Here is a 23,920-nt window from a genome sequence, read left to right on the forward strand (position 1 = left end):
ATGACTAGAACAGCCGGTTTTACATTAGTGGAGTTGATGATTGTGGTTGGGATCGTTGCGATTATGGCGGTATTAGCGTTTCCTTCTTTTAGCCAGCAAATCATGCAAGATCGGGTTATTACCACCGCAAATCAGCTCAATAGTGTGTATAAATATGCGCGCAGTGAGGCGGTAAAACGTGATCGTGAGATTAAGCTAGTGGTAAGTGGCGATAAATGGCAGGTAACAGCAGCTGTTGATGGTGTTGATACAGTATTAAAAGAATTCGTCATCCAACATCATGGTGTAACGGTTGGTTTAGTTGATCGTACCGTGTGGTCAAGTGGCGAAATATCTGCGGCGAGCGAGATTTTAATTAAAGATGACAATGATAAAACAGTAGATTATTACTTGTGCATTTTAAAAAGTGGCCAAAATTGGTTAGCTGAAAAATCAGTAGCATGTGCATAATGATTAAACAAAGTGGCTTTTCATTATTAGAAGTGATGCTGTCGGTTGTTATCGCCGGTATTGCTTTATTAGGGTTGGCAGCAGCTCAGCTCAAATCGCTACAATATGCCACTAACAGTTTTAATTACACTGTATCGTTGGTGCAAGGGCAAAATACGTTAGAGCGTATTTGGCCTCGCTTGTGTGAGTTACAAACGACGAATCCGGCTTTATTCACGGATGCTAACTTTCGTGCCTCTTTAGACCCGCAAATCGATGATTATCAGCTGAGCTTACCTGCGGCGTATGCGCATGATATGCAAATCACAGTTTCATGGGCTGATGAGCGGATCAAGCAACAAGACCCTGCTCAATTAGAAAATCAAATTACCTTAAATGCTAGTCACCCTGAGCTACCAGTTGGGTGTATTTGATGATGGCAATTTATCGTCCGCGAGGTTATACCCTTGTAGAACTGATGGTGGCTCTAGCCGCTGGTTCATTCCTACTAGCTGGAGTTAGCCTTTCATACTCAGCTATTAAAGGCACTATTTCAGTTAGTAAAGAGCTTGAAAATGCGCAAGAAGTAATACGTTACACAAGTAAGGTTTTTACGCGTAGCATTAAACAAACACCAAGCGCACCTTTGGTTGCAGCAGATGGCTCGGCAATTACTGTTACTCAGCCAGCTGGGGTTATCACCTGTAATGGCAGTGTATCAACAGCTGATATAAATGAAGTTTATAGCCTAGTAGGCAATAATTTAATGTGTACATTAGGAGCTGCTCCAGCAGAGCGGTTATTGACGGGAGTCGCCCGGTTGAGTTTTGCAATTGATAATAACATTGTCACTATTTATGTTGGCCCAGAGAACTTACCTGCGCAATTTGAAGACACTATTGCCATTGATATTGCGGTTTCTAATGTTATTTTAAACAATGCTTTTGGTGGTGTGTAATGGCTAAAAAACAAAGTGGTTTTACGCTTGTAACAGTACTTATCCTCACCAGTATGGCGAGTATTGCGGTACTTAATTCATTGCGTGAAAATATTATTCAAGAGCGTATGAGTGGCAATTTTCAAAAGAAAATAAATAGCCGGTTACTCGCTGAAAAAGGTATTTTCGAAGAAGCAAAGTTATTACAGCAAGCTTTTTCAGATGATAAAAGCTTAGATATCGATGGCTTGATCGCAGCGACAGGCACAGCATCAGGGCGCGGTTTGATTGGCGAAGATGCAACTTATAATGCCACTATTAGTAAAAATGCTGCTGGAGAGCTAGAAATCATCAGCTTGGGTGAGCGTTATGGTGGTGATGCACAAAGTAATTTAGTCGCACGGTTTGGATTTACGCCAGGAAATAGTCTGACTCCTTACTCAGATGCAATCATTGGTTGTCGCGGTGTGTCATTGGGGGGGGCGGGGAAAATAACTAGCTATGACTCTACTGATGCAACGTATGTTGGTAATGATGCTGATGTGAGAACTACAGTTCACAATGCAGATGTAACATTAAGTGGTACAGGAACAATTAAAGGAAGCGTAGCCTCTACAGGTTCTATTGTTGTAAGTTCTTCACAATCTGTTGAAGGGGATTTATGGGCAAATAAAGATATTCGCTTCCCGTCAGGAACAAGTGCATGGAATACAAAAATCAATGGTAATATTTTTGCCAATGGAAACATCCAACTTAAAGATATGACGGTGAACGGCTATGTTCGCACTGAAAAAGACTTAACCTTAAATCATGGTGTTCATGTAAACCAGAGTAATGCTGAGCTTGCTGATATCCTTTATGGTGGCAGCTTACTAAGCTCTGCTAGTTATACTAATAATTCTGTAGTAAAAACTTTATCAAGCAGCGCTTATGTTGAAGGTTTGAAAGTACCTAATGTTGCAGGTTTAGATCCCGATGATCCAGATAGCATACCTACATATGCGAAAGATAAATGCGATCCATTGAATATTAGTACTTTAAGCGAATTAAATGCATTTGGACCTTTCCCTGATTTACTTTTAACTAAAAATACGAAAAAAATTCAAATTAACGAAGATAAAGCTATTTTTACTAATAATGGAACGGTTACTGAATACCTTGCAAAAGACGCTAACGTGTTAGGTGCTAAACAAGAAAATATGTACTTTTTTAATGATTTAACTATAAATGGTGGCAGCTTAGATGCATTGTTAGCTGGCGATAGCAATCAGAAAATCGGCATTTATATTGCAGGTGATTTTTCAATTACTGGCAGTGGAGAGTCTCATTTTAAAATACATAAAGGGGTGAGTCTAAGCCTTTATGTAATGGGGAAAATACATATTCGAAAGAGCCCCGTTGTTGAACAAACTGTTGTAAAGTTAACACCTTCAGATGCATATGCGTTGAATATTTTTTCAGGGTATAAATCTGGCGATGGTGCTTTGTCATGTAAAAAGAAAGATGGCGCAAGTGATAAATTTGGTATTTATATCGCCTCTAACGCTGATATGTTCGCGACAATTTATTCTCCCTTAACTGATGTTAGAGTTGATGCTGGAGCTCGTTATACCGGTTCTATCCGCGGAGGCAGCGTATCAAATTGCGGTAATGGTGAAACGAGATACGATGTTGCATTAAAAAACATGACTTCAGGTGGTGGCTCTAATGGTGGATCTAAAATTACCTTTTTAGGCTGGTCATATAAAGTACCGGAAAAAACCACTGAAGGGCCCGAAGAAGATCCCCCAGAAGCAACGTTATAAAACCACTTGATAAAACGGCTAGCTGATAAGTTAGCCGTTTTTTGTTAAAAATAATTTCATGTCATTTAAACCTTTTCACTTACATCTCACGTCTAACTATTCAAGAAACTTAAAATTCTGAAAGATCGTATTTCCTGAGTGCTTAGGTATACTCATTTCATAATAATAATCATAAAGGGACAACATCAACGATGTTGATAGATGCAAAACATGCTTTTACACAGCTAAGCGAAGATGCACTTATTACCCGTGTAAAAAGCGGTGATCAAAATGCTTATGCTGCACTTTATGAATTACATGTAAAGCGGGTTTATGGATTGTGCTTACGGTTACTCGCAGATCGCGAACATGCCGAAGATGCAACTCAAGAAGTATTTGTGCAGCTGTGGCATAAAATCGCTAGCTTTGAAGGGCAGTCACAGTTTTCAACTTGGCTGCACAGTGTCACCAGTAATATTGCGATTAGCTATTTACGTAAACATAAGAATTGGTTGCAAAAAGTAGTGAGCTTCGAGCAAAGTGGTATGGATGAACAAAGCGCAACAGATTGCCAAGGTCTAAATGGACTCGACAAGTTAGTATTACGACTACCTGAGCGAGCTCGTATGGTATTTGTGCTGCACGCCATTGAAGGTTATCGCCATGAAGAGATTGCCACTATGTTAGGAATGGCAGTGGGTTCTAGTAAGTCGCAATTTCATCGCGCCCGTCAGTTATTAAAAGAGTGGTATGAAAATGAGTAAGCCTAATTTTGAAACATTTTTAGCTGAGTCAATCAATAACACTGAGTTAGAGATCTCACCACAAAAAGATTTATGGCCAGGTATCGAAAAAGCATTAACGCATGCTCCTCAGGCGCAAGGTAAAGCTGCGCTGTGGCCTAAATTAGCGGGTGTGGCAGCATGCTCAGTGGCGGCTTTATTAACCGTGCAGTTGCTGTTTTCCGGCTCTGAGCCTGCGACAAGTGTGGTGATGAGTGACTATTTTACCCAGCAAAAACAAACCTTGTTGGTGCAATATCAAAATCAGCCTGCATTGACAGATAACTGGCAACAGCAATTAACAGAATTAGAGGACGCTGAGCGGGCAATAAAGCAAGCCCTCGACAATGAGCCTGAGAATCCAGCGTTATTAAAAATGCTCGCACAGGTTTATCAGCAGCAATTAGATCTAATCAATAAGGTGCATGCACCGAAGTGGCAACAAATTTAGGAGTATCAACCATGAAAACATTACTATTAGCACTAACTTTATTGCCGTTTTTCGCCTCTGCTGGTGAGAAAATCAATGAACAAATTGAGGTGCCCGCTAATAAGCGTATTTTTATAGATAACCAACGCGGTGATGTACGTATTGAGGGCTGGGATAAATCACAATTACAGATCACCGGTGAGCTTGATGATAAAGCACAAGGATATCGTTTAGAAGTGGCAGGGGACCGTATCGAATTTATCGTTAAAATGCCGCGTAACAATAATAACGGTTGGAATAGTGGCGATGGTTCTCAGTTAGTTATTTATATGCCAAATAGCAGCGAACTTGAATTTACCGGTGTTAACGCCACTATCAGTGCTAAAAATTTGATCGCCGGGGCTGATATTGATGTCGTTAATGGTGATATTAACTTACAAAACATCAGTGGCAATATTACTGTGGATACCGTTAATGGTGATGTCAGTGCGATAGGCTTAAAAGGTGATATACGCTATGAAACCGTAAACGGCGAAATTAATGACAAAGACTCACAAGGCACGCTGCGCTTTACTGCTGTCAATGGTGATATTAAATCCAAAACAGCAGCTCAAGAAGTTCGCTTAGAGAATGTTAATGGCGATATCGACTTTGCTTTTCAGGCATTAAAAAGCTTACGTATTAGCACGGTAAATGGTGAGAGTGAAATACATATTAATGAGTTACTAAAAGGTGCGCAAATTACTTATGAATCTGTTAGTGGCGATGCCGATTTTTACTTCCCGACGGATGTTTCTGCGCGGTTTGAAATTGAAGCGCATGCCAATGGTAAAATTATTAATGAGTTGAGTGACGATAAAGTTAAAAAAGCGAAATATGGGCCATCAAGTGAATTGGAGTTTGCGGTTAATGGTGGTGATGCTGATATTGAAATAGACACTATCAGTGGGCGCATAGAATTACGTAAGCAAAAGTAATCTCCCGTAGCAAAGTAGGAAAAGAAATCCTGCTTTGCTCTTTGCACAACGTAGCCAAGTAGATAGAATAGAGGCCATTCATTGTTAGTATTGCGAAGTTATGGCTAAACCAGATAAACAAGTCGACACTCTTAAAGTTCCTCCTCATTCCATTGAAGCAGAGCAATCTGTTTTAGGTGGCTTAATGCTTGATAATCAAGCCTTTGACCGTGTTGCCGAGTTGGTCGTTTCGCAAGATTTCTATACACGTACCCATAAGCTTATTTTTGAAGCCATGGTCGAGCTTGCTGAAATAGGCGATCCAATCGATTTGATCACCATATCAGAGAGCTTAGAGAAAAAGAATTTACTCAGTGGTATCGGTGGTTTTGCTTATTTAGCTGAAATTGCTAAAAATACGCCAAGTGCGGCGAACATCGACGCCTATGCGAATATCGTACGCGAACGTGCTGTGGTACGTGAAATGATTGGCGTTGCCAATGAAATAGCCGAAGCAGGTTTCAATCCGGAAGGGCGCACCAGCCACGATTTACTCGACTTTGCAGAGAGTAAAGTGTTTAAAATTGCTGAGCAGCGGACAAAAAGTAACGATGGTCCGCAAAGTATTCACAGCATCTTAGAAAAAACAGTCGATAAAATCGAAGAGTTGTATCAGTCGCCACAAGATGGTGTGACGGGGGTAAGTACCGGTTATGCCGATCTAGATAAAATGACCACTGGTTTGCAGCCATCAGATTTAATCATTGTGGCCGCCCGTCCGTCGATGGGTAAAACCACATTTGCGATGAACTTAGCTGAACATGCCGCAATGACACAAGATAAGCCTGTGCTTATTTACTCATTAGAAATGCCCTCGGAGCAGATTATGATGAGGATGTTGGCATCCCTTGGTCGAATTAATCAGACCAAAGTGCGCACCGGTCAATTGGATGATGACGATTGGGCGCGTCTTTCATCAACCATGGGGCTACTGATGGAAAAAGGAAAGATGTATGTTGATGATGCATCAGGTCTAACTCCAACAGATGTTCGCTCACGTGCGCGTCGTATTGCTCGTGATCACGGTGGGATAAGTATGATCATGGTCGATTACTTGCAGCTAATGCGCGTTCCCAGCCTCTCTGATAACCGTACTTTAGAAATTGCTGAAATCTCACGGTCACTTAAATCATTAGCAAAAGAACTCCAATGCCCAGTCGTAGCACTGTCGCAGCTAAACCGTACTCTAGAGCAGCGTGCCGATAAACGCCCAATTAACTCCGACTTACGTGAATCAGGCTCTATCGAGCAGGATGCCGATTTAATCATGTTTATCTACCGCGACGAAGTATATAACGAAGACAGTACTGAGAAAGGGATTGCTGAAATTATCATAGGTAAACAACGTAATGGTCCAATTGGTAAAGTACGTTTAACTTTCCAAGGTCAGTTCTCGCGTTTTGATAATTACGCCGGACCTGCTGTAGATGATGATTACTAATGCGTTTAGCTATTGCCGAAATTAACTTACAAGCACTTGCTCATAATTTAGCGCAAGTGCGACAGTTTGCGCCTAATAGTAAAGTTATGGCGGTATTAAAAGCCAATGCTTATGGTCATGGTTTAGTAAAAATAGCGCAGCACCTTAATGATGCCGACGCATTTGCAGTGGCACGAATAGATGAAGCGCTCGCACTGCGGGCGGGTGGGCTGACCAAGCCTATTGTGTTGCTGGAAGGTTTTTTCCATCAAGATGATTTGCCGATTTTATTAGCCAATAACTTTCAAACCATAATCCATGATGAAAATCAGCTCAGGGCACTTGAAAATGCAAAGCTCGATGAACCAATCAGTTGCTGGTTAAAAATCAATACGGGTATGCATCGTTTAGGGGTTGCACCAACGCAATTGAATGATTTTTATCAGCGCTTGCAAGCGACTAATAACGCTAAAGATACAATCAATTTAATGACGCACTTTTCCAGTGCCGATGATGTTAATGATCCCAAAACAGCTGAGCAAATTGCTTTGTTTGATTCATTAGTGCAAGGCAAACAACAAGCACATTGTTTAGCAAATTCGGCTGGTATTATAGCTTGGCCTGCAGGTCATGGCGACTGGGTGCGTCCAGGCTTGATGATGTATGGTGTATCACCAATGCTTAACACTTCTGGCAAAGACCATCAGCTGAAGCCGGTGATGCGCTTAACCACTAAGGTCATTGCAATTCGCGATGTTGATGCCGCGCAAGGTGTTGGTTATGGTGGCTGTTGGCAAAGTGCTCAGCCGACTAAGCTTGCAGTGGTTGCCATGGGCTATGGTGATGGTTATCCGCGCCATGCTAGACATGGCACACCTGTAGTGATTGCTGGCAAACGTTATGGTATTGCTGGCAACATCTCTATGGATATGATCAGTGTTGATATTGGTGAAAATGCTGATGACATCAAAGTAGGCGATGAGGTGGTGATGTGGGGCCCAGAATTACCCGTTGAAGAAATCGCCCAATGTGCCACCACAATCCCTTACGAGTTAGTCTGTAATATTACCCCACGGGTAAGCTATGAATATTTAGAGTAATGCTAAGCGTTACTCTTTGATAAAATACACATCGCTAAAACCCATGCGAGCAAACTCTTCATCACGAAAATTACGCACTGCCGCAGAGCCTTTTGAAGTCATAGCAATTTGCTGTTCCATCTTTAAATAATTTGTTAAATCAATCCCTTCAGCCGCAGCAATAGCCTGATACATATCGCGATATTTATCTTTTGCAAAATTAATTTCGCGAGGCTGATTTTTAAATTTGTACGTAATGCGTCGTGCCATGAGTCACTCATAAAATAATTTAATTGCGTTAATTTTACACCTTCTTCGACATCCGCTCTACCTTTGAATGACTTGTAGCTTAGCTCAAGTTACAATAACGGCCATATTTTTAAATAAACCAAGGAATTGTCATGAAATTATCTGTAGAGATCAGTAAGTACCCACTTCATCAAGATTATATCCCATTTATTAAGGGGTTTATTGATCGCTTAAATGAATATGACGATTTAAAAGTAATAACAAATACCTTGTCGACGCAAATTTTTGGTGATTACGATTTAGTAATGTCTGTGCTTAGTACTGAGATAAAGCGTTCATACGAAGAGTTTGGCAAAGCTATTTTTGTTTGTAAATTCCTCAATGGTGATCTCTCTCCCCAATAGCAGCTAAAGCCTTAGTGGATCAATTATGGAATTTATTACAGAAACTCTCGCAGGGTTTACTGCAATGTCGCACTGGGAATATATCGCAGTGGCGCTCTCTATGGCATATTTGCTATTAGCAATAAAAGAAAACCTGTGGTGTTGGCCTGCAGCATTTTTTAGCACCCTTATTTATACCATAATGTATTGGAATGGTGCTTTATTAATGGAATCGCTATTGCATTTTTACTATATGTATATGGCGGTTTATGGATGGGTAATATGGCGAAAAGGCGACGCTAATAAACATCAATTAGTGATCACCTCATGGCGCTTGCATCAACACTTATTCATCATTATTGCGACTTCGATTGTGGCATTAATATTTGGTTATGTGATGAACAATCATACCCATGCAGACTTTGCTTATTTAGATAGTTTTACAACCTGTTTTGCTGTTGTTACAACGTATTTAGTCGCAAAAAAAGTACTGGAAAATTGGCTGTATTGGATTGTTATTGATGCGGCTTCGATGTACTTGTATTACGAGAAAGGCTACTACCCAACATTAGCGCTGTTTATTTTTTACACCATAATGGCAGCATGGGGGTTTAAAACCTGGTATGAAGAGTACGAGCAAAATCAAGCTAAGCCTTTGGCGCAATTATAAGAAGCAGTATGACAGGTAAAGAAATTAGCGGCATTTTTGCCGCTTTTGATCCACAACTAAAGGTATTGAGCAATGAGCGGCTATTTAGCGGTTTAAGTAACGATAACTTTTTAGTGCGTACTGCACAGCAGGCTTTTTTATTAAAGTGCTATCGCGAGCATTGGCCAGTGCAGGGCTTGGCAGCACAAACTGTATTTGCGCAGCAGCAGGTATGCCCTAAACCACTGTGGACTGATGAAGTTAACAAGCTGGCGATTTTTGAATACCTAGAGGGGGATATTGCACAAGGGGATTACACTTTAGAGTTGCTGCAAAAGTTGATTGCTTTTCATTGCCATGATGTTGTTACTGAGGCGATGGATATAAAGTATGAGCTGGATTTTTATAAAAAAACTCGCTTATATCAGCAATATCAAGCAAGCGTTGAGGATGCATTAAAGCAAATCGCGTTATTACCCCGTGATGAAGGTTTTTGCCATAATGATTTAGTAAAAGAAAACATTATTGTGAATAGCCAAGGCATGTTTTTAATTGATTTTGAGTACGCTAAAAGTAATGACGTATACTTCGATTTAGCAGCACTGACTGTTAGTTTTGCGTTGAATGATAAGCAAAAAAATAGCTTACTTTCAAACTACCAACAGCAATTGCCTGCTATTCAAAAATTTCACAATTCACTGCAAAAGCTTGAATGCTATCAGTTGGTGTTTTTAGTGTTGTGTATTTGTTGGTATAGCGCACGCTCAGTCGATAATAAAGTGACTGAGTTGCGTACGCAGTTGGATTGTTTGATTAGCTCAATGGAGTATCGTTAAAGACCACCAAAACGCGCCGCAAGTTCTTTGTATTTTGCAACTTCATCTGCATCAAATAGTGGTTCGCCGTTTTCATCAACAGATTTCGATATTAATAAACTTTCCCGGGCAAGACGCTTTACACGTTCAACTTTAACCCCTAAAAACTCCGCTACTTGCTCGGTTGACATTAAACTCATAGATACTTCCTCATGTTAAACCTTTTACAAGCGCCTTAAAAGTCGTTAAACGGGCATTTATATGTTGCAAAATGGTTAGTGATTTTTATTAAGTATAATTTAATAGCTGTTTTTTGCTTGCTTGTGAAGTAATTTATTATAATTTGCTGAATTAATAAGCATCTAAGCGATAGAAGCTAGCATTTAATTGCATATGCCTTTATTATTGCTCGGCCTAAGCACTGATATCGCGAGTTGGTGTGGTGGCACAAATGTGCTCTCGTGGTGAAATGGATATCACGTGGCCCTCCGGAGGCTGAGTTGTAGGTTCGATCCCTACCGAGAGCGCCATTTGCAATAATGCCCAGCCTTTCATCAAAGGCAATCAATAATAACTCTCTATCTTACTCCACAGTGTTTGCCCTCAATCACACTCTTTTAGTACTCATGATGTAAATAAACCCCTACCAATATTTAGAATTAATTAAATTGCACAAGTGGTAAAACTGACAACTGGACTATACTCATAATTCATTATCTTAGGGAATTGTATTATGCACTACAGCTCGCCTCCAATAAAAATGGTGGGATTACCGTTTCATGTCATTTTGTATACTAAGTAAGTCGAGCACAGTTGTTATTAGGCAATGCCTGTGAGTGTTGTGTTAAATGAGCTCTTTAGCAAAGAGTACTCTGGAGATTGAATGAATATTAAAACCCGTATTCTGGTGTTTGTCATTTTGTTTGAGATATTGGCTTATTCAACCCTACAGTTATTCAACACGCTAATTTACAAAGAATCTTTGGATGAATTTAAGCAAAATGAAATTCAAGCTGTGTTCAATGGCACTATTTCCCGAATCAATCATCTTACAGAACAAATGCAAGGGCATGCGATCGATCTGGCTCTAAGCGGTGAACAGTTATACTTTCTGCGTCATCAAAAATCTACTCCCATGGCTGATATCAAGGAACTGGCTCAGCGCACGTTACAAAATAAGTTTGCCAGTTTTGAACAAGCCATGGGAGGAGGGCTTTGGTATCAACCCCAGGTACTGGATGAGCAGTATCGTTATTTTGGCCCATATGTATATAAAGAAAATAAACAGCTGCAATTTACGTGGGATCTCAATAAACCACAGTACGATTATTTTTCTCAGGATTGGTACCAGCTTGCTGAACAGCAAGGGTGGGGATTAAACCAATCCAGCTATCGTCCAATATTTTGGACTAACCCTTATTACGATGATGCAGGCTCATTCTCGTTGATGATGACTATAGATGCGGTGATGCTTGACGATAACCGCAGTCCGATTGGTATGGCGACGCTCGACTGGTCTTTAGCTGAGTTAAGTGAGTTTTTAGTCAGCATTAAAGTGACCGAAAATGCACAATCATTTTTATTTCACCGGGATTCTGAGTTAATTATTGGCTTTACAGACAAGCCTCAAACAGTACAGCAGTTGACCGATGACTTTCCTTGGGCGGCAACATTAGTAGCTCAAAGTCGGTTAAGTAAGGTCAATAGCTTTGGGTTTGAGCAGCTAGCAATTGAAGATAAGTATATTTTTTATCAGCTTAGTGAGAGCGGTTTTATCTTTGGCTCATTAGTTCCTAAAAATGATTTAAGTAAACAAGTTGATAAAGTGTCTTCTTGGGCTTTAATCACAGGCAGTGGCATAGGGCTGTGCTTTATTATACTGATGATTTTTATCCTCAAAGCTTTGTTTAGCCCTTTTGATCAGGTATTAAATATCATAAAAAGCTCTATTCGTTATGGTAGTAATAAGCAAGTTAATCTACTGCCAGTTGAGTATGCTAAACGCAATGAGTTTACCCCAATTATTACTGCTTTAAATGATGTGTACTTACAAGTAAAAAGCTACGTCAGTGAGATTGAAGATGCGAATACCAAGTTGATGTCTTCACAGAAACAAGTAAAACAGTTAAATGCGGTACTTGAGCGTAAAGTGGCTCTGCGTACTGCTGAGCTTGAGACTAAGACCAAAGAAGCAACATTATCGCTGGAACAGCTAAAACGTACTCAGCAACAGTTAATTGAAAATGAAAAGCATGCGTCGTTAGGACGATTAGTTGCTGGAGTTGCTCATCAAATAAATACCCCATTGGGCATTTGCGTCACGGCTGCATCAGTACTGGAAAGCACCTCGAAAACTATTCATGGCAAAGCGGCTGCGGGTAACATGTCGAGAGAGGAGTTTAATCAGGCCTATGATCATATAATACAAAGCACAGAGTTATTGAGCGTTAATCTCCACAGAGCTACCAATCTAATCAATAACTTTAAACAAGTTGCGGTAGACAACGATACACAGGAAAATCGCTGGTTTAACTTAGGTGAGTATATCGATAATATTCTGCTGTCAATCCACTCACGTGTTGACCAAACGCCTCATAAAGTTAAATGCCAATACCAGCAAGAAATTCGTTTTTTTGCCTCACCAAGTGCATTCTCGCAAATTTTAGGGCAGCTAGTGGAAAATGCCTTAGTTTACGCTTTTGATGATTCAACGCCTGGGGAGGTGAACATTACAGTGAGTAAACATGATGAACAACTTCAGCTGATAATCAGCGATAATGGTAAAGGCATGCCAGAAGATGTCCGCAAGCAAGTATTTGACTCGTTCTTTTCTACGAATAACGCACAACTGAGTTTAGGTTTGGGGTTGCACATTGTTTATAATTTAGTAATACATAAACTAGCCGGTACGATAGAGTGCCAGAGTCAATTAGGTGCTGGCACTACTTTTATCATTACTATACCAATCAATGTAGTTGAACAACCGTGAGTATTTTTAAAGCCATTTTTTATTTTTGAAGTAAACGCCGATGGCACCGGTGATCACGACTAAAAATATAACAAAAAAACTAAATGCGTAAGGGCTCTCTGTACCAGGGATACCGCCTACATTTACGCCTAGTAAACCGGTTAAAAATCCTAGCGGTAAAAACAGTGCCGCAACCACCGACATCACATACATACGCTGATTTAATTGTTCAGAAACCTGATTAGTAATGGTTTGTTGAATAATTTGCGCACGTTCAATAGAGCTGTCTAATTCTTCAATAAAGCGGATCAGTAGATTGGTGGTTTCGTTTAACTTGGCTTTGTCGTTTTCACTAAGCCAGCTGTATTTGTTTGCCATTAAAGTACTGAGCGCTTCTTTTTGTGGCCTTAAGTAGCGTTTTAAACCAATTGATTGACGGCGTAACTGCGACAGTCCTTGGTTATCAAAGCGCTTTGTCGGCTCGTCAATTTCATCTTCAAAAATATCGAGAGTGTCATCTAAGCCATCAATTACCCCTTGCATACGTGAGGTAAGATTTTGTGTCAGTTGGCAAACTAATTCAGAAATGCTAACTGGCCCAGTTTTTTCTTCCAGTGCAGCTAAAATATCTTGGACTGAAAGTAAACGGCGTTTTCGGGTAGTGACCACTACATTTTCATTGATAAATAAACGAATTGAGACCATGTCTTCAGGGCTCTGCGCAGGATTTAAATTCACGCCTCGTAAAAACAACATACAACCGTTAGTTACTTTGGTGATACGAGGGCGTGTTTCATCGGCTGTTAATGATGCAAGTTCATAATCAGTCAACAATTCACTGTTTTGTAACCAATCTATGGCTTCACTTTGGCTATAATCAAGATGAACCCACAATTTACCTTGCTCAGGCTGCCAGTTATGTAGGTCTGCACTATTATCAATTGTGCGTGCGCCGCCTTGTTCATCAAGTATAAGTGCGTGTAGTAAACCATTGAACATAGTAAATTCTCATTAATCCTGTATGTTAATATAGTTGACTATTGAGTGACTTAGGTCAATTAAATTAGCTTATCATTTGGATAAAATTATTTCATTTGTGTTTTTATCCGTGTAGCGTATAAGACAGTTTTTTATTAAAGGGCACATTTATGACGGCAAAGATAATTGTTGGTTGGCGTGAGTGGTTAAGTTTACCTGAGCTTGGCATTAATCAAATTAAGGCTAAGATTGATACGGGCGCCCGTACGTCATGTATTCATGCTCTTAATATTGAAGAATATGAGCGAGAAGGCGAAAAGTGGGTTAAATTTATTGCTCAGCCTTTGCAAGAAGATGAGCACACTCAAATTGAGTGTGATGCTAAAGTAAAAAAGATGAAATATGTAACCAGCTCAAGTGGGCAGCGTGAGTTGCGGTATTTTATTGAGACTAAGCTCTGCGCTGGTGATAAAAGTTGGCCAATAGAAGTCACTTTGACCAGCCGAGCGAGTATGAAGTTTAGAATGTTATTAGGGCGCACAGCCATGGAAAATCGTATAGTCGTTGATCCGGCTTTATCTCATTTATTAGATAGTTAAGGTTTTAACTATGAAAATTGGTATTTTATCTCGTAACAAGAATTTATATTCAACGCGTCGTTTAATTGAAGCAGCTGAGATGCGTGGTCATGAAGTAAAAGTGATCGATGCATTACGTTGTTACATGAACATTAACTCTGAGCAACCAGAGATCCATTATCGCGGTGAAAATTTAAAAGATTTTGATACCATAATCCCGCGTATTGGTGCTTCAGTTACTTTTTATGGTTGTGCAGTACTGCGTCAGTTTGAAATGATGAATGTATTTCCTGTTAATGAATCAGTTGCTATTTCACGTTCGCGAGATAAATTACGTTCGTTACAGTTGTTATCACGTAAAGGCGTTGGTATGCCGGTAACCGGTTTTGCCAGCAAGCCAGATGACGTTAAAGACTTACTAGAAATGGTTGGCGGTGCACCTGTAGTTATTAAGCTGTTAGAGGGTACTCAAGGCATTGGTGTAGTGTTAGCTGAAACACGTAAAGCAGCTGAGAGTGTTATTGAAGCCTTTATGGGCTTAAAAGCTAATATCATGGTACAAGAGTATATTAAAGAAGCTGGTGGTGCAGATATCCGCTGTTTCGTACTTGGTGACAAAGTGATTGCCGCAATGAAGCGTCAAGCACAAGATGGTGAGTTCCGTTCTAATTTACACCGCGGTGGCAGTGCAACATTAGTGCGTATTACGCCAGAAGAACGTAGAACAGCAGTAGCTGCAGCTAAAGCAATGGGCTTGAACGTAGCTGGGGTTGATTTACTTCGTTCATCTCGCGGACCTTTGGTAATGGAAGTTAACTCTTCACCAGGTCTTGAAGGTATCGAAGTAGCAACAGGAAAAGATATTGCAGGTATGGTGATCGAATTTATCGAAAAAACCGCTGCAACCAAAAGGACCGCAACGCGTGGCAAAGGTTAGAATCAATAGTGCGTTTACTTTATTAGGTGAAACGGTGGGTGTCGGTGAGCGTAAGACGCTGGCTCTAGAAGCAGCTAAACTGTACACCCATTCGCCGTTGAATATCCCAATAGAGGTAGTGAATGGAGTTCAAGCAGGGCCTGTTTTAATGGTCTGTGCGGCTATTCATGGTGATGAACTCAATGGCGTAGAGGTCGTACGCCAATTATTAGCAAAAATAGATGCTAACCAGCTGCGTGGTACGCTGATTGCTGTGCCGATTGTTAACGTATTTGGTTTTATTCATAAGTCACGTTATTTACCTGATCGCCGTGATATGAATCGCAGCTTTCCAGGTTCTATTCGTGGATCGCTTGCTGGACGTATGGCACATATGTTCTTTTCGCAAGTGGCCATTCATTGTACGCATATTATTGATTTACATACTGGCGCAATACATCGCACCAATTTACCGCAAATTCGCGCAGATTTGAGTGATGAAGCAACGGCACAAATGGCGAATGCATTTGGTACACCAGCCGTTATTGATGCGTCACTTCGTAATGGTTCACTGCGAAGTGAGGCCGCGAACTTAGGTATTCCGGTGATTACATACGAAGCTGGAGAAGCGCTGCGGTTTGATCCAATTGCAATAGCGGCTGGTATGCAAGGCGTTGATTATGTCATGCGTCATTTAAAAATGATCCGTGGCAAGCGCGCTAAGAAGTTACCTGAGCCAATTATTGCCAGCTCTACCAGTTGGGTGCGTGCTGAAGTCGATGGCATTGTGCGTGCGCAAGTATCATTGGGTGAGCGAGTAATGAAAGGGCAAATATTAGCTTATATCAGTAGCCCGCTCGGTGATTCTGAGCTGGAATTATTAGCGCCAAGAAGTGGTATAGTGATTGGTCAACAAACTATGCCACTGGTTAATGAAGGTGATGCAGTGTTTCATTTAGCATATTTTGCTCACGCAAACAGCTTGGTAGAACAACAGCTTGAAACCTTTATTGATGAAATAAGTGATATTGAAGATGAGTTAAAAACAGCGGAATTAAATAATTAATTGCTGATTGTAACTGATCAAAAAAGCCGTTTAAGGATATTCTTAAACGGCTTTTTGTTATGTGCTTTTCGTTTATTGCAGCTTTTTAGGTCCAATAGCGCGCTTAACCGCGATTGCTTTAGTAGGTTTCGGCTCTTTATTTAAAACCATCACCGGACGAGTAACAAATAGGTTATTAGGATAAATAACTCGGTGCCCATCAACATGTTCTAATACCACATTCATCAAGCCCATCTCGACAATACGCCCCTCAACAAAGTTCGCGCCGTCAATAACTCTAACCCAATAACCAACACGACAGTCATTTTGAATAAACATTAGCAAAAACGAGGTCAGATTGCTCAATAGCGACCAAGCTGCAAATAGTGCAACACCTAGCATGGCAAACAAGGATGAGCCAAGTACCAGTAAACCCCGTAATTCAATACCCCAAAAAACTAACACTAAGCACAGCATTACAAATGCGAGAATAATTTTCAGTAATAGTTCGGCACGATATTTACGGTGAATATCGACTTTGCCCTTAATAGTTTTTTCGAGTAATTTTTTAGTCAGTTTTAATAGTACAGGAAAAAGTAACAGAGCGACTAAAGTGACGATGAGTTTATACTGCGTGCTAAGAATATCTAACAGTTCCACAATCAATCCAAATGCGGTTTAGGAGCAACTAGTTTAGCGTTTTTAGCACACTTTAAAAGGAATTTTTTACAGTGACTAGCCATTGAATAGAATCAACATCATCACTTTTATCAAGTGGAGCGGCGATATCTAAATGGATCACAGTCCCTGCATTTGCTCTGCTTGGAGCGAGCCGTAACCCGATACCTATATTTTTCAATACTTGGCCATTTTTACCGTTATTTTGGTCATTAAACCAAGCGCGACCAATATCAAAAAATGCAGCTCCACCAACTTTAAACAGCTGAAGCAGGTCGTATTCCCAATAATAGCGTTTTTCAAGATTAACTAAAAAACTACGATCGCCTTGTTGGTAGTCTAGCGGATAGCCACGTAGGCCATTTTCGCCGCCTAAGATTAGCTGTTTGTCGGGAGTTAGGTTTTTAGCATAGTCTAAGCGTATTTTGGCATACCACGATTGTTCAAAACTGGTGTTTAAATAATACTGCACTTGAGTGCTCGCGAGTAAGTTCTCTACTTTGCTTTGTTGTTCGTTCCAATTACCATCTAGGCTAGCATGAAAGCGCCAAAGGGTATTATCGCCACTAAAATGAGCTTTTTTCGCATCAAAAGAGTAAATAGCGCGGCTATCGTCATTGCTTAATTCTTCACTTGCATAGCCTAATAAACCTTGCACATTCCAACCAAGATTTAAATCTTCAGTACGATAAATACTGTCGAAATTACGCACTTTTATGTAGTGATCTTCAAACCAATGACCACTGATATATGGATAACTTAGCTCTCGCTTTTCTGCCAATGGTGTGACGGTATTTACAGTGCTTTCAAATGCTTGTTGTTCATGGGTGTAACCGACGCTAATACGTTGAGTCCAATTATTAGCAAGCTGTTTAGAGTGGCCAAAGTGAATACGATTATAGTCTGTTTTCTGGATAAATTGACTGAATACTTCACCACGTTTATAGAGAGATTCAATTCGTTGATCAGAGTAGCTTAATAAGCCATAGCTGTAAGGCGTATCAATAGAGTAAAAAGGGTAGCTAAGCTCGAGTAAATGGCGTTTACCATCGTCGTTATCTGAGTATTCTATACGACCACGGTAGCGGCTAGAAAGTATATTAGGATCATCATAAACAAACAGGTAACCATTACGTTCTGCATCGGTAGTGCGAGCAAGTGACAAACGTTTACCCCAGCCAAATAAATTGGATTCGCGAAACCCAATGCTCGATTTATTTTCGCCACCACTGCGGCTGAAGCTAATTTCTGGTAGTAACGTCCATAAATCGCGGGTGATCACTTTTACATTAATGTCACCATCGCAGTTAGTTTCTGCTTTTATTCTGGCATCGTATAGATAACCTTGACGACGTAATAAGCGCTCTGATTCGGCGAGTTTTTTCGGCTCATAGTGATCACCAGGTTCGAACAATAAAATATTTTTTATAACGTCTGGCTCAGTGGTCATATGAACACGATTGGCAAAGCGAAATAATGCGTTATTTTCTGCTTCTAAATTGGTATTGAAGACGTTGAGTTGATCAAGTTCGACCTGGGCAATTTTGGCTTTGTTGGTTTTTTCTGGCAGTGTCTCATCGACATCAAGTTGGCGACGGAGATTTTTTTCAGTGGGTGTAATTGTGCGTTGATTACTGCAACTTTGCTGTTCGTCACCAGATGATTGCGCTAAGCCATAGGATGAATAGAGCAAAGTGCTGCAACAGCTAAACAATAAAAATGCATAAGCGTTATTTACAACCATTGAAATCCTTTATTATGGGTTTTTACCGTTAACCCACTACACACTAAGTTTGTGTATAAGTCTACCTCATTGTTGCAATAGTGTAAGAAAATAGTGTGCTAAGGCTGCTAATAAATGCTCAGCTTCAATGCCTTCGCCATTAACCCAAATACTGTTACTGTAGTGTTCAAAGTTTAAATTAAAGCTTTGCTGTGCATACGTAAAGCGACATTGGTGGCGATCCGCTCCCGCTGCAAATTCACCAATTACTATTTCTGGGCCATGTAAAAATAACTGCGCCCAAAGCTCGAAATCATCATCGTTGGGCATTTCGCTGGGGATAATAATAATGGCATTATGTTGATTATCTAGTTGCAGCTGAGTCATCAATTTTCTCTTTATTTAAGACTGGGCTAAGTAGTCGCGTATGGCGTGTAAAAAAGGGCTGCCGTACTTATTGAGTTTAGTAAAGCCAACTCCTGACACTTTGAGAAATTCACTGTCATTGGTTGGCATTAGTTGCGCCATTTCTGCGAGGGTTTTATCGTTAAACACCACATATGGTGGCACATCATCCGCATCGGCAAGCTCTTTACGTAAGGCACGTAGTTTGGCAAATAGCTTTTTATCGTAATTAAACTGAGCGAGCTTGTCTTGGTATACGTGCTTCGCTTGCAGACGTGGTTCAGCCATTTGCAGCGCGTATTGACCTTTCAAAATAGCGCGAGCACCTTCGGTTAAGCGCAGTGCTGAGCCTTGGGTGATATCTTGACTCAGTAAGCCTTGGTGAATCAGTTGGCGTAAAATACTGAGCCAAAATTCACTACTGTGGTCTTTACCTATGCCATAAGTGCTGAGTTGGTGGTGATTGTTATCCCTAATGCGGCTGGTATTTGCTCCGCGCAGTAGCTCAACTATGTAGCCTAAACCAAACCGTTGTTCGGCACGATACACACACGAAAGGGCTTGTTGTGCCACTAAAGTACCATCAAAACTTTTTGGTGGATTTAGGCAAATATCGCAGTTGCCGCAAGGTTCGCGTTGATATTCACTAAAGTAGTTAAGAAGTATTTGTCGACGACATGTTTGTGCTTCTGCGAAGCTGGCCATGGCGTTAAAGCGTTGCTCTTCGACACGACGACGTTGTTCATCTTCAATGTCTTCAAAAAATCGCCTAACACGGCCAATATCGGCCGGATCAAAATACATAATAGCTTCAGCGGCCAAGCCATCACGGCCAGCACGGCCAGTTTCTTGATAGTAAGACTCGATACTTTTGGGAATATCATAATGCAGTACAAAACGGACGTTGGGTTTATTAATGCCCATGCCAAAGGCAACAGTAGCCACCACTATTTGAATATCGTCACGGGCGAAACCGGTTTGTACAAATTGGCGTTGCTCGTTACTCATACCTGCATGGTAAGCCGCTGCGTTCATTCCAGCATCAGCGATCTTTTCAGCTATTTCATCAACTCGTTTTCGACTGGTGCAATAAATAATACCACTTTGACTTTGTTGTTCTTTTAAGTAGCGAAGTAATTGCGCCAGCGGTTTGAATTTTTCTTCAATGGTGTAACGAATATTTGGTCGATCGAAACTACCAGTGTGTATATAGGGGGCATTTAAACCAAGCTGCTGGACGATATCAAACCGCGTGGCTTTATCAGCTGTCGCTGTGAGCGCCATCATAGGCACATCTGCAAAGCGTTGTTTTAGTTCGCTTAAGCGGCAGTAGTGAGGGCGAAAATCATGACCCCAATGTGATACACAGTGAGCTTCGTCAATCGCAAATAAACTAATATTAAGGTGACTTAAGCGCTCTTTAAATTCATGTTGCAGCACTTTTTCAGGTGCAACATACAGTAGCTTAAGCAAACCATTGTGCAGTTGTTGATATATTTGCTGCTGTTCGTCGCGGTTTAAACTGTTATTGATATACGCCGCTTTCACCCCGAGCGCTTGCAATTGTGATACTTGATCTTGCATAAGGGAAATTAATGGCGAAATAACGACTGTCAGACCGCTTAAGGCAAGCGCGGGCACTTGGTAGCATACTGATTTGCCGCCGCCAGTTGGCAGCAATACTAGCGAATCTTGGCCGTTAAGGGCTGCATTGATCACCGTTTCTTGGCCATCACGAAATTCGCTATAACCAAACACTTGTTTGAGTATAGCTGCGGGACTGCGCACTACGGTGCTTGCTGTGGGATTTGGTGTATTCATCGCGGACATTTTAGAGCTTTTAGACGACCTTGCATAGGTGCTTTTTATCGCACTTTCTTTTTAGTTGTGCTTTACTCATCTTACCAGTTATAAAGTCGCGGATAATAATAATGAATAAAGCCCAATTAATTGACCAAGTTGCTAAAGTTTTTGTAGAGCAAATGCCGTTTAACCAGTTTTTACAAATAAAAGTTAAATCACTAGATGCGGAACAAGCGCAAATAAGCTTTCCTTGGCAGGATGTCTTTATTGGTAATCCTGCTCAAAAAATTCTCCACGGTGGGGTGATCTCTGCGGTGCTTGATAATGTGGGGGGGATGCTAGCGGCGGCGGCGATGATAGATAAGCTCACTGAGCTTAATATAGTTAGTATTCAAACCAAGCTAGCGACACTCGGCACCATCGATTTGCGCACTGATTACTTGCGTCCAGGCAAAGGGCTTGAATTTACCGCTAGTGCTAAGCTAATTCGCTCCGGTAATAAAGTATGTGTATGCCGGATGGAGCTCCATAATGAACAAGGCATTCAAATAGCTTTTGGTACGGCAACTTATTTAGTTGGATAAAGCGTAGCTGGCAGGTAAACTAGCCGCCATTAAACTACATCAGAAACAATCTATGCCAACTAATCCTGAACAGCGTAAAGGTGTTATCTTAGCCTGTATGGCTTTTTTTATGTGGGGCTTAGCACCTATTTATTTTAAATTACTACAGCATATATCAGCTTTTGAAATACTGATGCATCGTGTGGTTTGGTCGGTATTATTCATCGTCATCATTGTTGCAGTAATGAATCAATGGCATAAAGTACAGCATGTACTTAAACACCCTAAACTCATTGCTATGCTGGTTATTACGGCCACCTTACTTGGCTTTAACTGGGGGCTATTTATTTGGGCGGTTAATAATGATCATATGCTTGATGCAAGTCTTGGTTATTATATCAATCCGTTATTAAACGTACTGCTAGGTATGCTTTTTTTAAGTGAAAAACTACGCAAATGGCAAGCGCTAGCGGTTGCTCTGGCGTTATTTGGTGTGGTGATCCAAGTTATTAGTTTTGGCTCATTTCCGGTGGTCGCACTTTCATTAGCAGGGTCATTTGCGGTGTATGGCTTACTTCGTAAAAAGTTACCTATCGAATCATTGCCGGGGTTACTACTAGAGGCATTAATATTATTGCCAGTTGCTTTAGTATATTGGTGGTTAATGGCGCCATCGAATAGCTCTGATTTCGTAGCGAATGATTGGCATACTAATGTATTGTTGATCAGTGCAGGCGTTATTACCACACTGCCACTACTTTGCTTTACAGGTGCTGCCAAGCGATTGCAGTATACTACCTTAGGGTTTTTCCAATATATTGGGCCAAGTTTAATGTTTGTGTTGGCGGTGGTATTTTATGGTGAAGTATTTAGTCCTGAACGAATAGTAACATTTGCTTGTATTTGGAGTGCGCTGGCTATCTTTAGTTGGGATTCCTATCGACAATCACAAAAGCGTAAACGTGAAAATATCCCTGCACCCACTAAGCCTGTTTAAGCAATGACTTTATTGCGGCCAGTTTCTTTGGCTTCATAAAGCTTAATATCGGCCTGTTTTAATAATTCATCAATTTGATAAACAGGCCCGTGTGCGTAACCAATAGAGAGCGTAAATTGAATTTTTTCTTTGCTAAATTCAGGGCTATTGAGCTCAACAAAGTGACGAAAATTATCCAGACGTTTTAATATTTCATCTTTATTTGTGTCATTAAAATACACAGCAAACTCTTCACCGCCTAAACGAGCCGCCAAGTCTTTTGTAAAGTATTTTGCAAAACAAATTGAAAGTCCTTTTAGTACTTCATCACCAGCATCGTGGCCATAGGTATCATTGATTGCTTTGAAATGGTCAATATCGAGCATCGCCAAAGAGGGAATTAACTCTTTTTTCTGCAGTTGTTTTAATGATTTTGTGGTCTCTTCAAAGAAGTAGCGACGATTAGGTAGTTTAGTTAAATAGTCAGTGTTCGCTTGTAAGCGAATGGTGGCAATTTGTTCCAGCATGTCAACGTTCTGGCTCAAACGGCAATAAAATTCCTCGTTATTAAATGGTTTACGTAAATAGTCGTTTGCGCCATTTTTCAAAAAACGCGCCGAAAGATGCGCTGCATTTGAGCCGGAAATACCGATTATTGCTTTTTCATCATTACTGTATAAGCGACGAATTTCACCACATAACTCATCACCATTCATGTTAGGCATTTCGTTATCTGCAATTATAACTGCTATATCAGGTGTTTGTTCGAGCACTGCAAGTGCTTCAATGCCATCACAGGCTTGTAATATTTGATATTTATGACGTTTAAGCAAGCTGCATATATGTAGTCGTGCTGATGGTGAGTCATCGACGACTAAGACTTTAACGTTTTCGTTGCGAGGTAAGCGCTGTAGTTGCTTTTCTAAATAATGGTAGGCTTGCTTGTTCTCTTTAGTGATGTAATCAATTATTGGATATTTTTCGACGGTATCACGGGTCTTTGCATCTATATTGCCGGTCATTACTATAGTAGGAATTTGAGCTTCAATAGTGCAGGGTACAGCCTCGCCTTGTGGTGCGTCAGGTAGAATAAAGTCTACTACAGCGCAAAAATAGTTATTTTTACTAATTAACTCTTTTGCTTGCGCTAAGGAACAGGCTATATCTGCATCATAGCCAACTTTAATTGCAATGTGCTTTTGCACTCGCGCTATAGTTGGCGTATCTTCAATGATGAGTATTTTTCGTGTCACGTAACACCTTGTTTTTGGCATGGCCAAGTTTGTTCAGTTATACAAGTTGTAACTGTTAAAA

At 40.6% G+C, this 23,920-nt stretch carries 26 protein-coding genes and 1 tRNA gene; 19 read left to right on the forward strand and 8 right to left on the reverse strand.

Translation table 11 applies throughout. The annotated features are described in order from the left end of the window. The 9 genes from H5158_RS06585 (at nucleotide 1) to alr (ending at nucleotide 7,898) form a co-directional block, all read left to right on the forward strand. Nucleotides 1–450 carry a GspH/FimT family pseudopilin gene (locus tag H5158_RS06585; protein WP_145236992.1) on the forward strand — a complete coding sequence of 150 codons (450 nt, stop codon included), beginning with the start codon at nucleotides 1–3 and terminating at the stop codon, nucleotides 448–450. Beyond that, entirely contained in the window at nucleotides 450–863 is a 414-nt protein-coding gene (locus H5158_RS06590; RefSeq protein ID WP_182739699.1) for a prepilin-type N-terminal cleavage/methylation domain-containing protein, read from the forward strand. The genes H5158_RS06585 and H5158_RS06590 overlap by 1 nt, the downstream gene beginning before the upstream one ends. Further along, complete coding sequence (locus H5158_RS06595) at nucleotides 863–1,387, forward strand: PilW family protein (protein ID WP_182718067.1); 525 nt, start codon at nucleotides 863–865, stop codon at nucleotides 1,385–1,387. Before H5158_RS06590 ends, H5158_RS06595 begins: the two co-directional genes overlap by 1 nt. Beyond that, nucleotides 1,387–3,171 (forward strand): hypothetical protein, encoded by a 1,785-nt coding sequence (locus tag H5158_RS06600; protein WP_182739700.1) that lies wholly within the window; start codon nucleotides 1,387–1,389, stop codon nucleotides 3,169–3,171. Before H5158_RS06595 ends, H5158_RS06600 begins: the two co-directional genes overlap by 1 nt. Nucleotides 3,172–3,362: 191 nt before the next feature. Continuing rightward, complete coding sequence (locus H5158_RS06605) at nucleotides 3,363–3,914, forward strand: RNA polymerase sigma factor (RefSeq protein ID WP_182718069.1); 552 nt, start codon at nucleotides 3,363–3,365, stop codon at nucleotides 3,912–3,914. Beyond that, nucleotides 3,901–4,383, forward strand: coding sequence for a hypothetical protein (locus H5158_RS06610; protein WP_182718070.1), 483 nt, complete (start codon nucleotides 3,901–3,903; stop codon nucleotides 4,381–4,383). The genes H5158_RS06605 and H5158_RS06610 overlap by 14 nt, the downstream gene beginning before the upstream one ends. A gap of 11 nt (nucleotides 4,384–4,394) precedes the next feature. Further along, a complete protein-coding gene (locus tag H5158_RS06615; protein ID WP_182718071.1) occupies nucleotides 4,395–5,339 on the forward strand; it encodes a DUF4097 family beta strand repeat-containing protein in 945 nt (314 codons plus the stop codon). 100 nt (nucleotides 5,340–5,439) lie between these two features. After that, the gene (dnaB, locus tag H5158_RS06620) at nucleotides 5,440–6,819 is read left to right on the forward strand and encodes a replicative DNA helicase (protein WP_145237015.1); all 1,380 of its coding nucleotides are present in this window, start codon (nucleotides 5,440–5,442) and stop codon (nucleotides 6,817–6,819) included. Then, entirely contained in the window at nucleotides 6,819–7,898 is a 1,080-nt protein-coding gene (gene alr, locus H5158_RS06625) for an alanine racemase (RefSeq protein ID WP_182739701.1), read from the forward strand. Before dnaB ends, alr begins: the two co-directional genes overlap by 1 nt. A gap of 9 nt (nucleotides 7,899–7,907) precedes the next feature. Here the strand turns inward: alr and H5158_RS06630 are convergent, their stop codons facing one another. Next, nucleotides 7,908–8,147, reverse strand: coding sequence for a DUF2960 domain-containing protein (locus H5158_RS06630; protein ID WP_145237021.1), 240 nt, complete (start codon nucleotides 8,145–8,147; stop codon nucleotides 7,908–7,910). Nucleotides 8,148–8,278: 131 nt separating this feature from the next. Between H5158_RS06630 and H5158_RS06635 the strand changes: the two genes are divergently transcribed. From H5158_RS06635 to H5158_RS06645, 3 genes are read left to right on the forward strand one after another with little or no spacing between them, the layout of a single operon-like run. Then, nucleotides 8,279–8,530, forward strand: a complete 252-nt coding sequence (locus H5158_RS06635; protein WP_145237024.1) for a hypothetical protein — start codon at nucleotides 8,279–8,281, stop codon at nucleotides 8,528–8,530. A gap of 25 nt (nucleotides 8,531–8,555) precedes the next feature. Then, entirely contained in the window at nucleotides 8,556–9,179 is a 624-nt protein-coding gene (pnuC, locus tag H5158_RS06640) for a nicotinamide riboside transporter PnuC (protein WP_149980641.1), read from the forward strand. An 8-nt stretch (nucleotides 9,180–9,187) separates the two neighbouring features. After that, on the forward strand, nucleotides 9,188–9,994 hold the full coding sequence (locus tag H5158_RS06645; RefSeq protein WP_182718073.1) for a phosphotransferase: 807 nt from the start codon (nucleotides 9,188–9,190) through the stop codon (nucleotides 9,992–9,994). Here H5158_RS06645 and H5158_RS06650 read toward each other — a convergent pair. Further along, nucleotides 9,991–10,173: a helix-turn-helix domain-containing protein gene (locus tag H5158_RS06650; RefSeq protein WP_145237033.1), complete on the reverse strand. Its 183-nt coding sequence runs from the start codon at nucleotides 10,171–10,173 to the stop codon at nucleotides 9,991–9,993. The two genes, H5158_RS06645 and H5158_RS06650, sit on opposite strands and share 4 nt — an antisense overlap. A gap of 255 nt (nucleotides 10,174–10,428) precedes the next feature. Here H5158_RS06650 and H5158_RS06655 point away from each other — a divergent pair. Together H5158_RS06655 and H5158_RS06660 are read left to right on the forward strand one after the other, a co-directional pair. After that, nucleotides 10,429–10,503: transfer RNA gene (locus H5158_RS06655), tRNA-Arg, on the forward strand. A gap of 353 nt (nucleotides 10,504–10,856) precedes the next feature. Next, nucleotides 10,857–12,962, forward strand: coding sequence for an ATP-binding protein (locus H5158_RS06660; RefSeq protein ID WP_182739702.1), 2,106 nt, complete (start codon nucleotides 10,857–10,859; stop codon nucleotides 12,960–12,962). Nucleotides 12,963–12,968: 6 nt separating this feature from the next. Here the strand turns inward: H5158_RS06660 and H5158_RS06665 are convergent, their stop codons facing one another. Then, on the reverse strand, nucleotides 12,969–13,940 hold the full coding sequence (locus H5158_RS06665; protein ID WP_145237039.1) for a zinc transporter ZntB: 972 nt from the start codon (nucleotides 13,938–13,940) through the stop codon (nucleotides 12,969–12,971). 149 nt (nucleotides 13,941–14,089) lie between these two features. On the opposite strand from H5158_RS06665, the gene H5158_RS06670 reads away from it, so the two are divergent. The 3 genes from H5158_RS06670 to H5158_RS06680 are packed head-to-tail and all read left to right on the forward strand — an operon-like array spanning nucleotide 14,090 to nucleotide 16,479. Further along, complete coding sequence (locus tag H5158_RS06670) at nucleotides 14,090–14,518, forward strand: ATP-dependent zinc protease (protein ID WP_145237042.1); 429 nt, start codon at nucleotides 14,090–14,092, stop codon at nucleotides 14,516–14,518. A gap of 10 nt (nucleotides 14,519–14,528) precedes the next feature. Beyond that, the gene (gene rimK, locus H5158_RS06675) at nucleotides 14,529–15,434 is read left to right on the forward strand and encodes a 30S ribosomal protein S6--L-glutamate ligase (protein ID WP_145237045.1); all 906 of its coding nucleotides are present in this window, start codon (nucleotides 14,529–14,531) and stop codon (nucleotides 15,432–15,434) included. Then, complete coding sequence (locus H5158_RS06680; RefSeq protein WP_145237048.1) at nucleotides 15,421–16,479, forward strand: succinylglutamate desuccinylase/aspartoacylase family protein; 1,059 nt, start codon at nucleotides 15,421–15,423, stop codon at nucleotides 16,477–16,479. Before rimK ends, H5158_RS06680 begins: the two co-directional genes overlap by 14 nt. Before the next feature lie 72 nt (nucleotides 16,480–16,551). Here H5158_RS06680 and H5158_RS06685 read toward each other — a convergent pair whose 3' ends face one another. The 4 genes from H5158_RS06685 to recQ form a co-directional block, all read right to left on the reverse strand. After that, nucleotides 16,552–17,118 (reverse strand): mechanosensitive ion channel domain-containing protein, encoded by a 567-nt coding sequence (locus H5158_RS06685; protein ID WP_149980644.1) that lies wholly within the window; start codon nucleotides 17,116–17,118, stop codon nucleotides 16,552–16,554. A gap of 52 nt (nucleotides 17,119–17,170) precedes the next feature. Then, nucleotides 17,171–18,880, reverse strand: a complete 1,710-nt coding sequence (locus tag H5158_RS06690) for a POTRA domain-containing protein (RefSeq protein ID WP_182718076.1) — start codon at nucleotides 18,878–18,880, stop codon at nucleotides 17,171–17,173. A gap of 66 nt (nucleotides 18,881–18,946) precedes the next feature. Beyond that, entirely contained in the window at nucleotides 18,947–19,246 is a 300-nt protein-coding gene (locus H5158_RS06695) for a DUF3630 family protein (protein ID WP_182718077.1), read from the reverse strand. A gap of 15 nt (nucleotides 19,247–19,261) precedes the next feature. Beyond that, a complete protein-coding gene (gene recQ / locus H5158_RS06700) occupies nucleotides 19,262–21,085 on the reverse strand; it encodes a DNA helicase RecQ (RefSeq protein ID WP_182718107.1) in 1,824 nt (607 codons plus the stop codon). A 110-nt stretch (nucleotides 21,086–21,195) separates the two neighbouring features. Here recQ and H5158_RS06705 point away from each other — a divergent pair, with 110 nt between their 5' ends. Both H5158_RS06705 and rarD read left to right on the forward strand, forming a co-directional pair. Beyond that, complete coding sequence (locus tag H5158_RS06705) at nucleotides 21,196–21,651, forward strand: thioesterase family protein (RefSeq protein WP_149980646.1); 456 nt, start codon at nucleotides 21,196–21,198, stop codon at nucleotides 21,649–21,651. A 52-nt stretch (nucleotides 21,652–21,703) separates the two neighbouring features. Then, nucleotides 21,704–22,627: an EamA family transporter RarD gene (rarD, locus tag H5158_RS06710; RefSeq protein ID WP_182718078.1), complete on the forward strand. Its 924-nt coding sequence runs from the start codon at nucleotides 21,704–21,706 to the stop codon at nucleotides 22,625–22,627. Here rarD and H5158_RS06715 read toward each other — a convergent pair. Further along, nucleotides 22,624–23,859: a response regulator gene (locus H5158_RS06715; protein WP_182718079.1), complete on the reverse strand. Its 1,236-nt coding sequence runs from the start codon at nucleotides 23,857–23,859 to the stop codon at nucleotides 22,624–22,626. The two genes, rarD and H5158_RS06715, sit on opposite strands and share 4 nt — an antisense overlap. Nucleotides 23,860–23,920: the final 61 nt, after the last annotated feature.

This window comes from Pseudoalteromonas sp. SR45-6 (assembly GCF_014163545.1).
Taxonomy (GTDB): Bacteria; Pseudomonadota; Gammaproteobacteria; order Enterobacterales; family Alteromonadaceae; genus Pseudoalteromonas; species Pseudoalteromonas rhizosphaerae.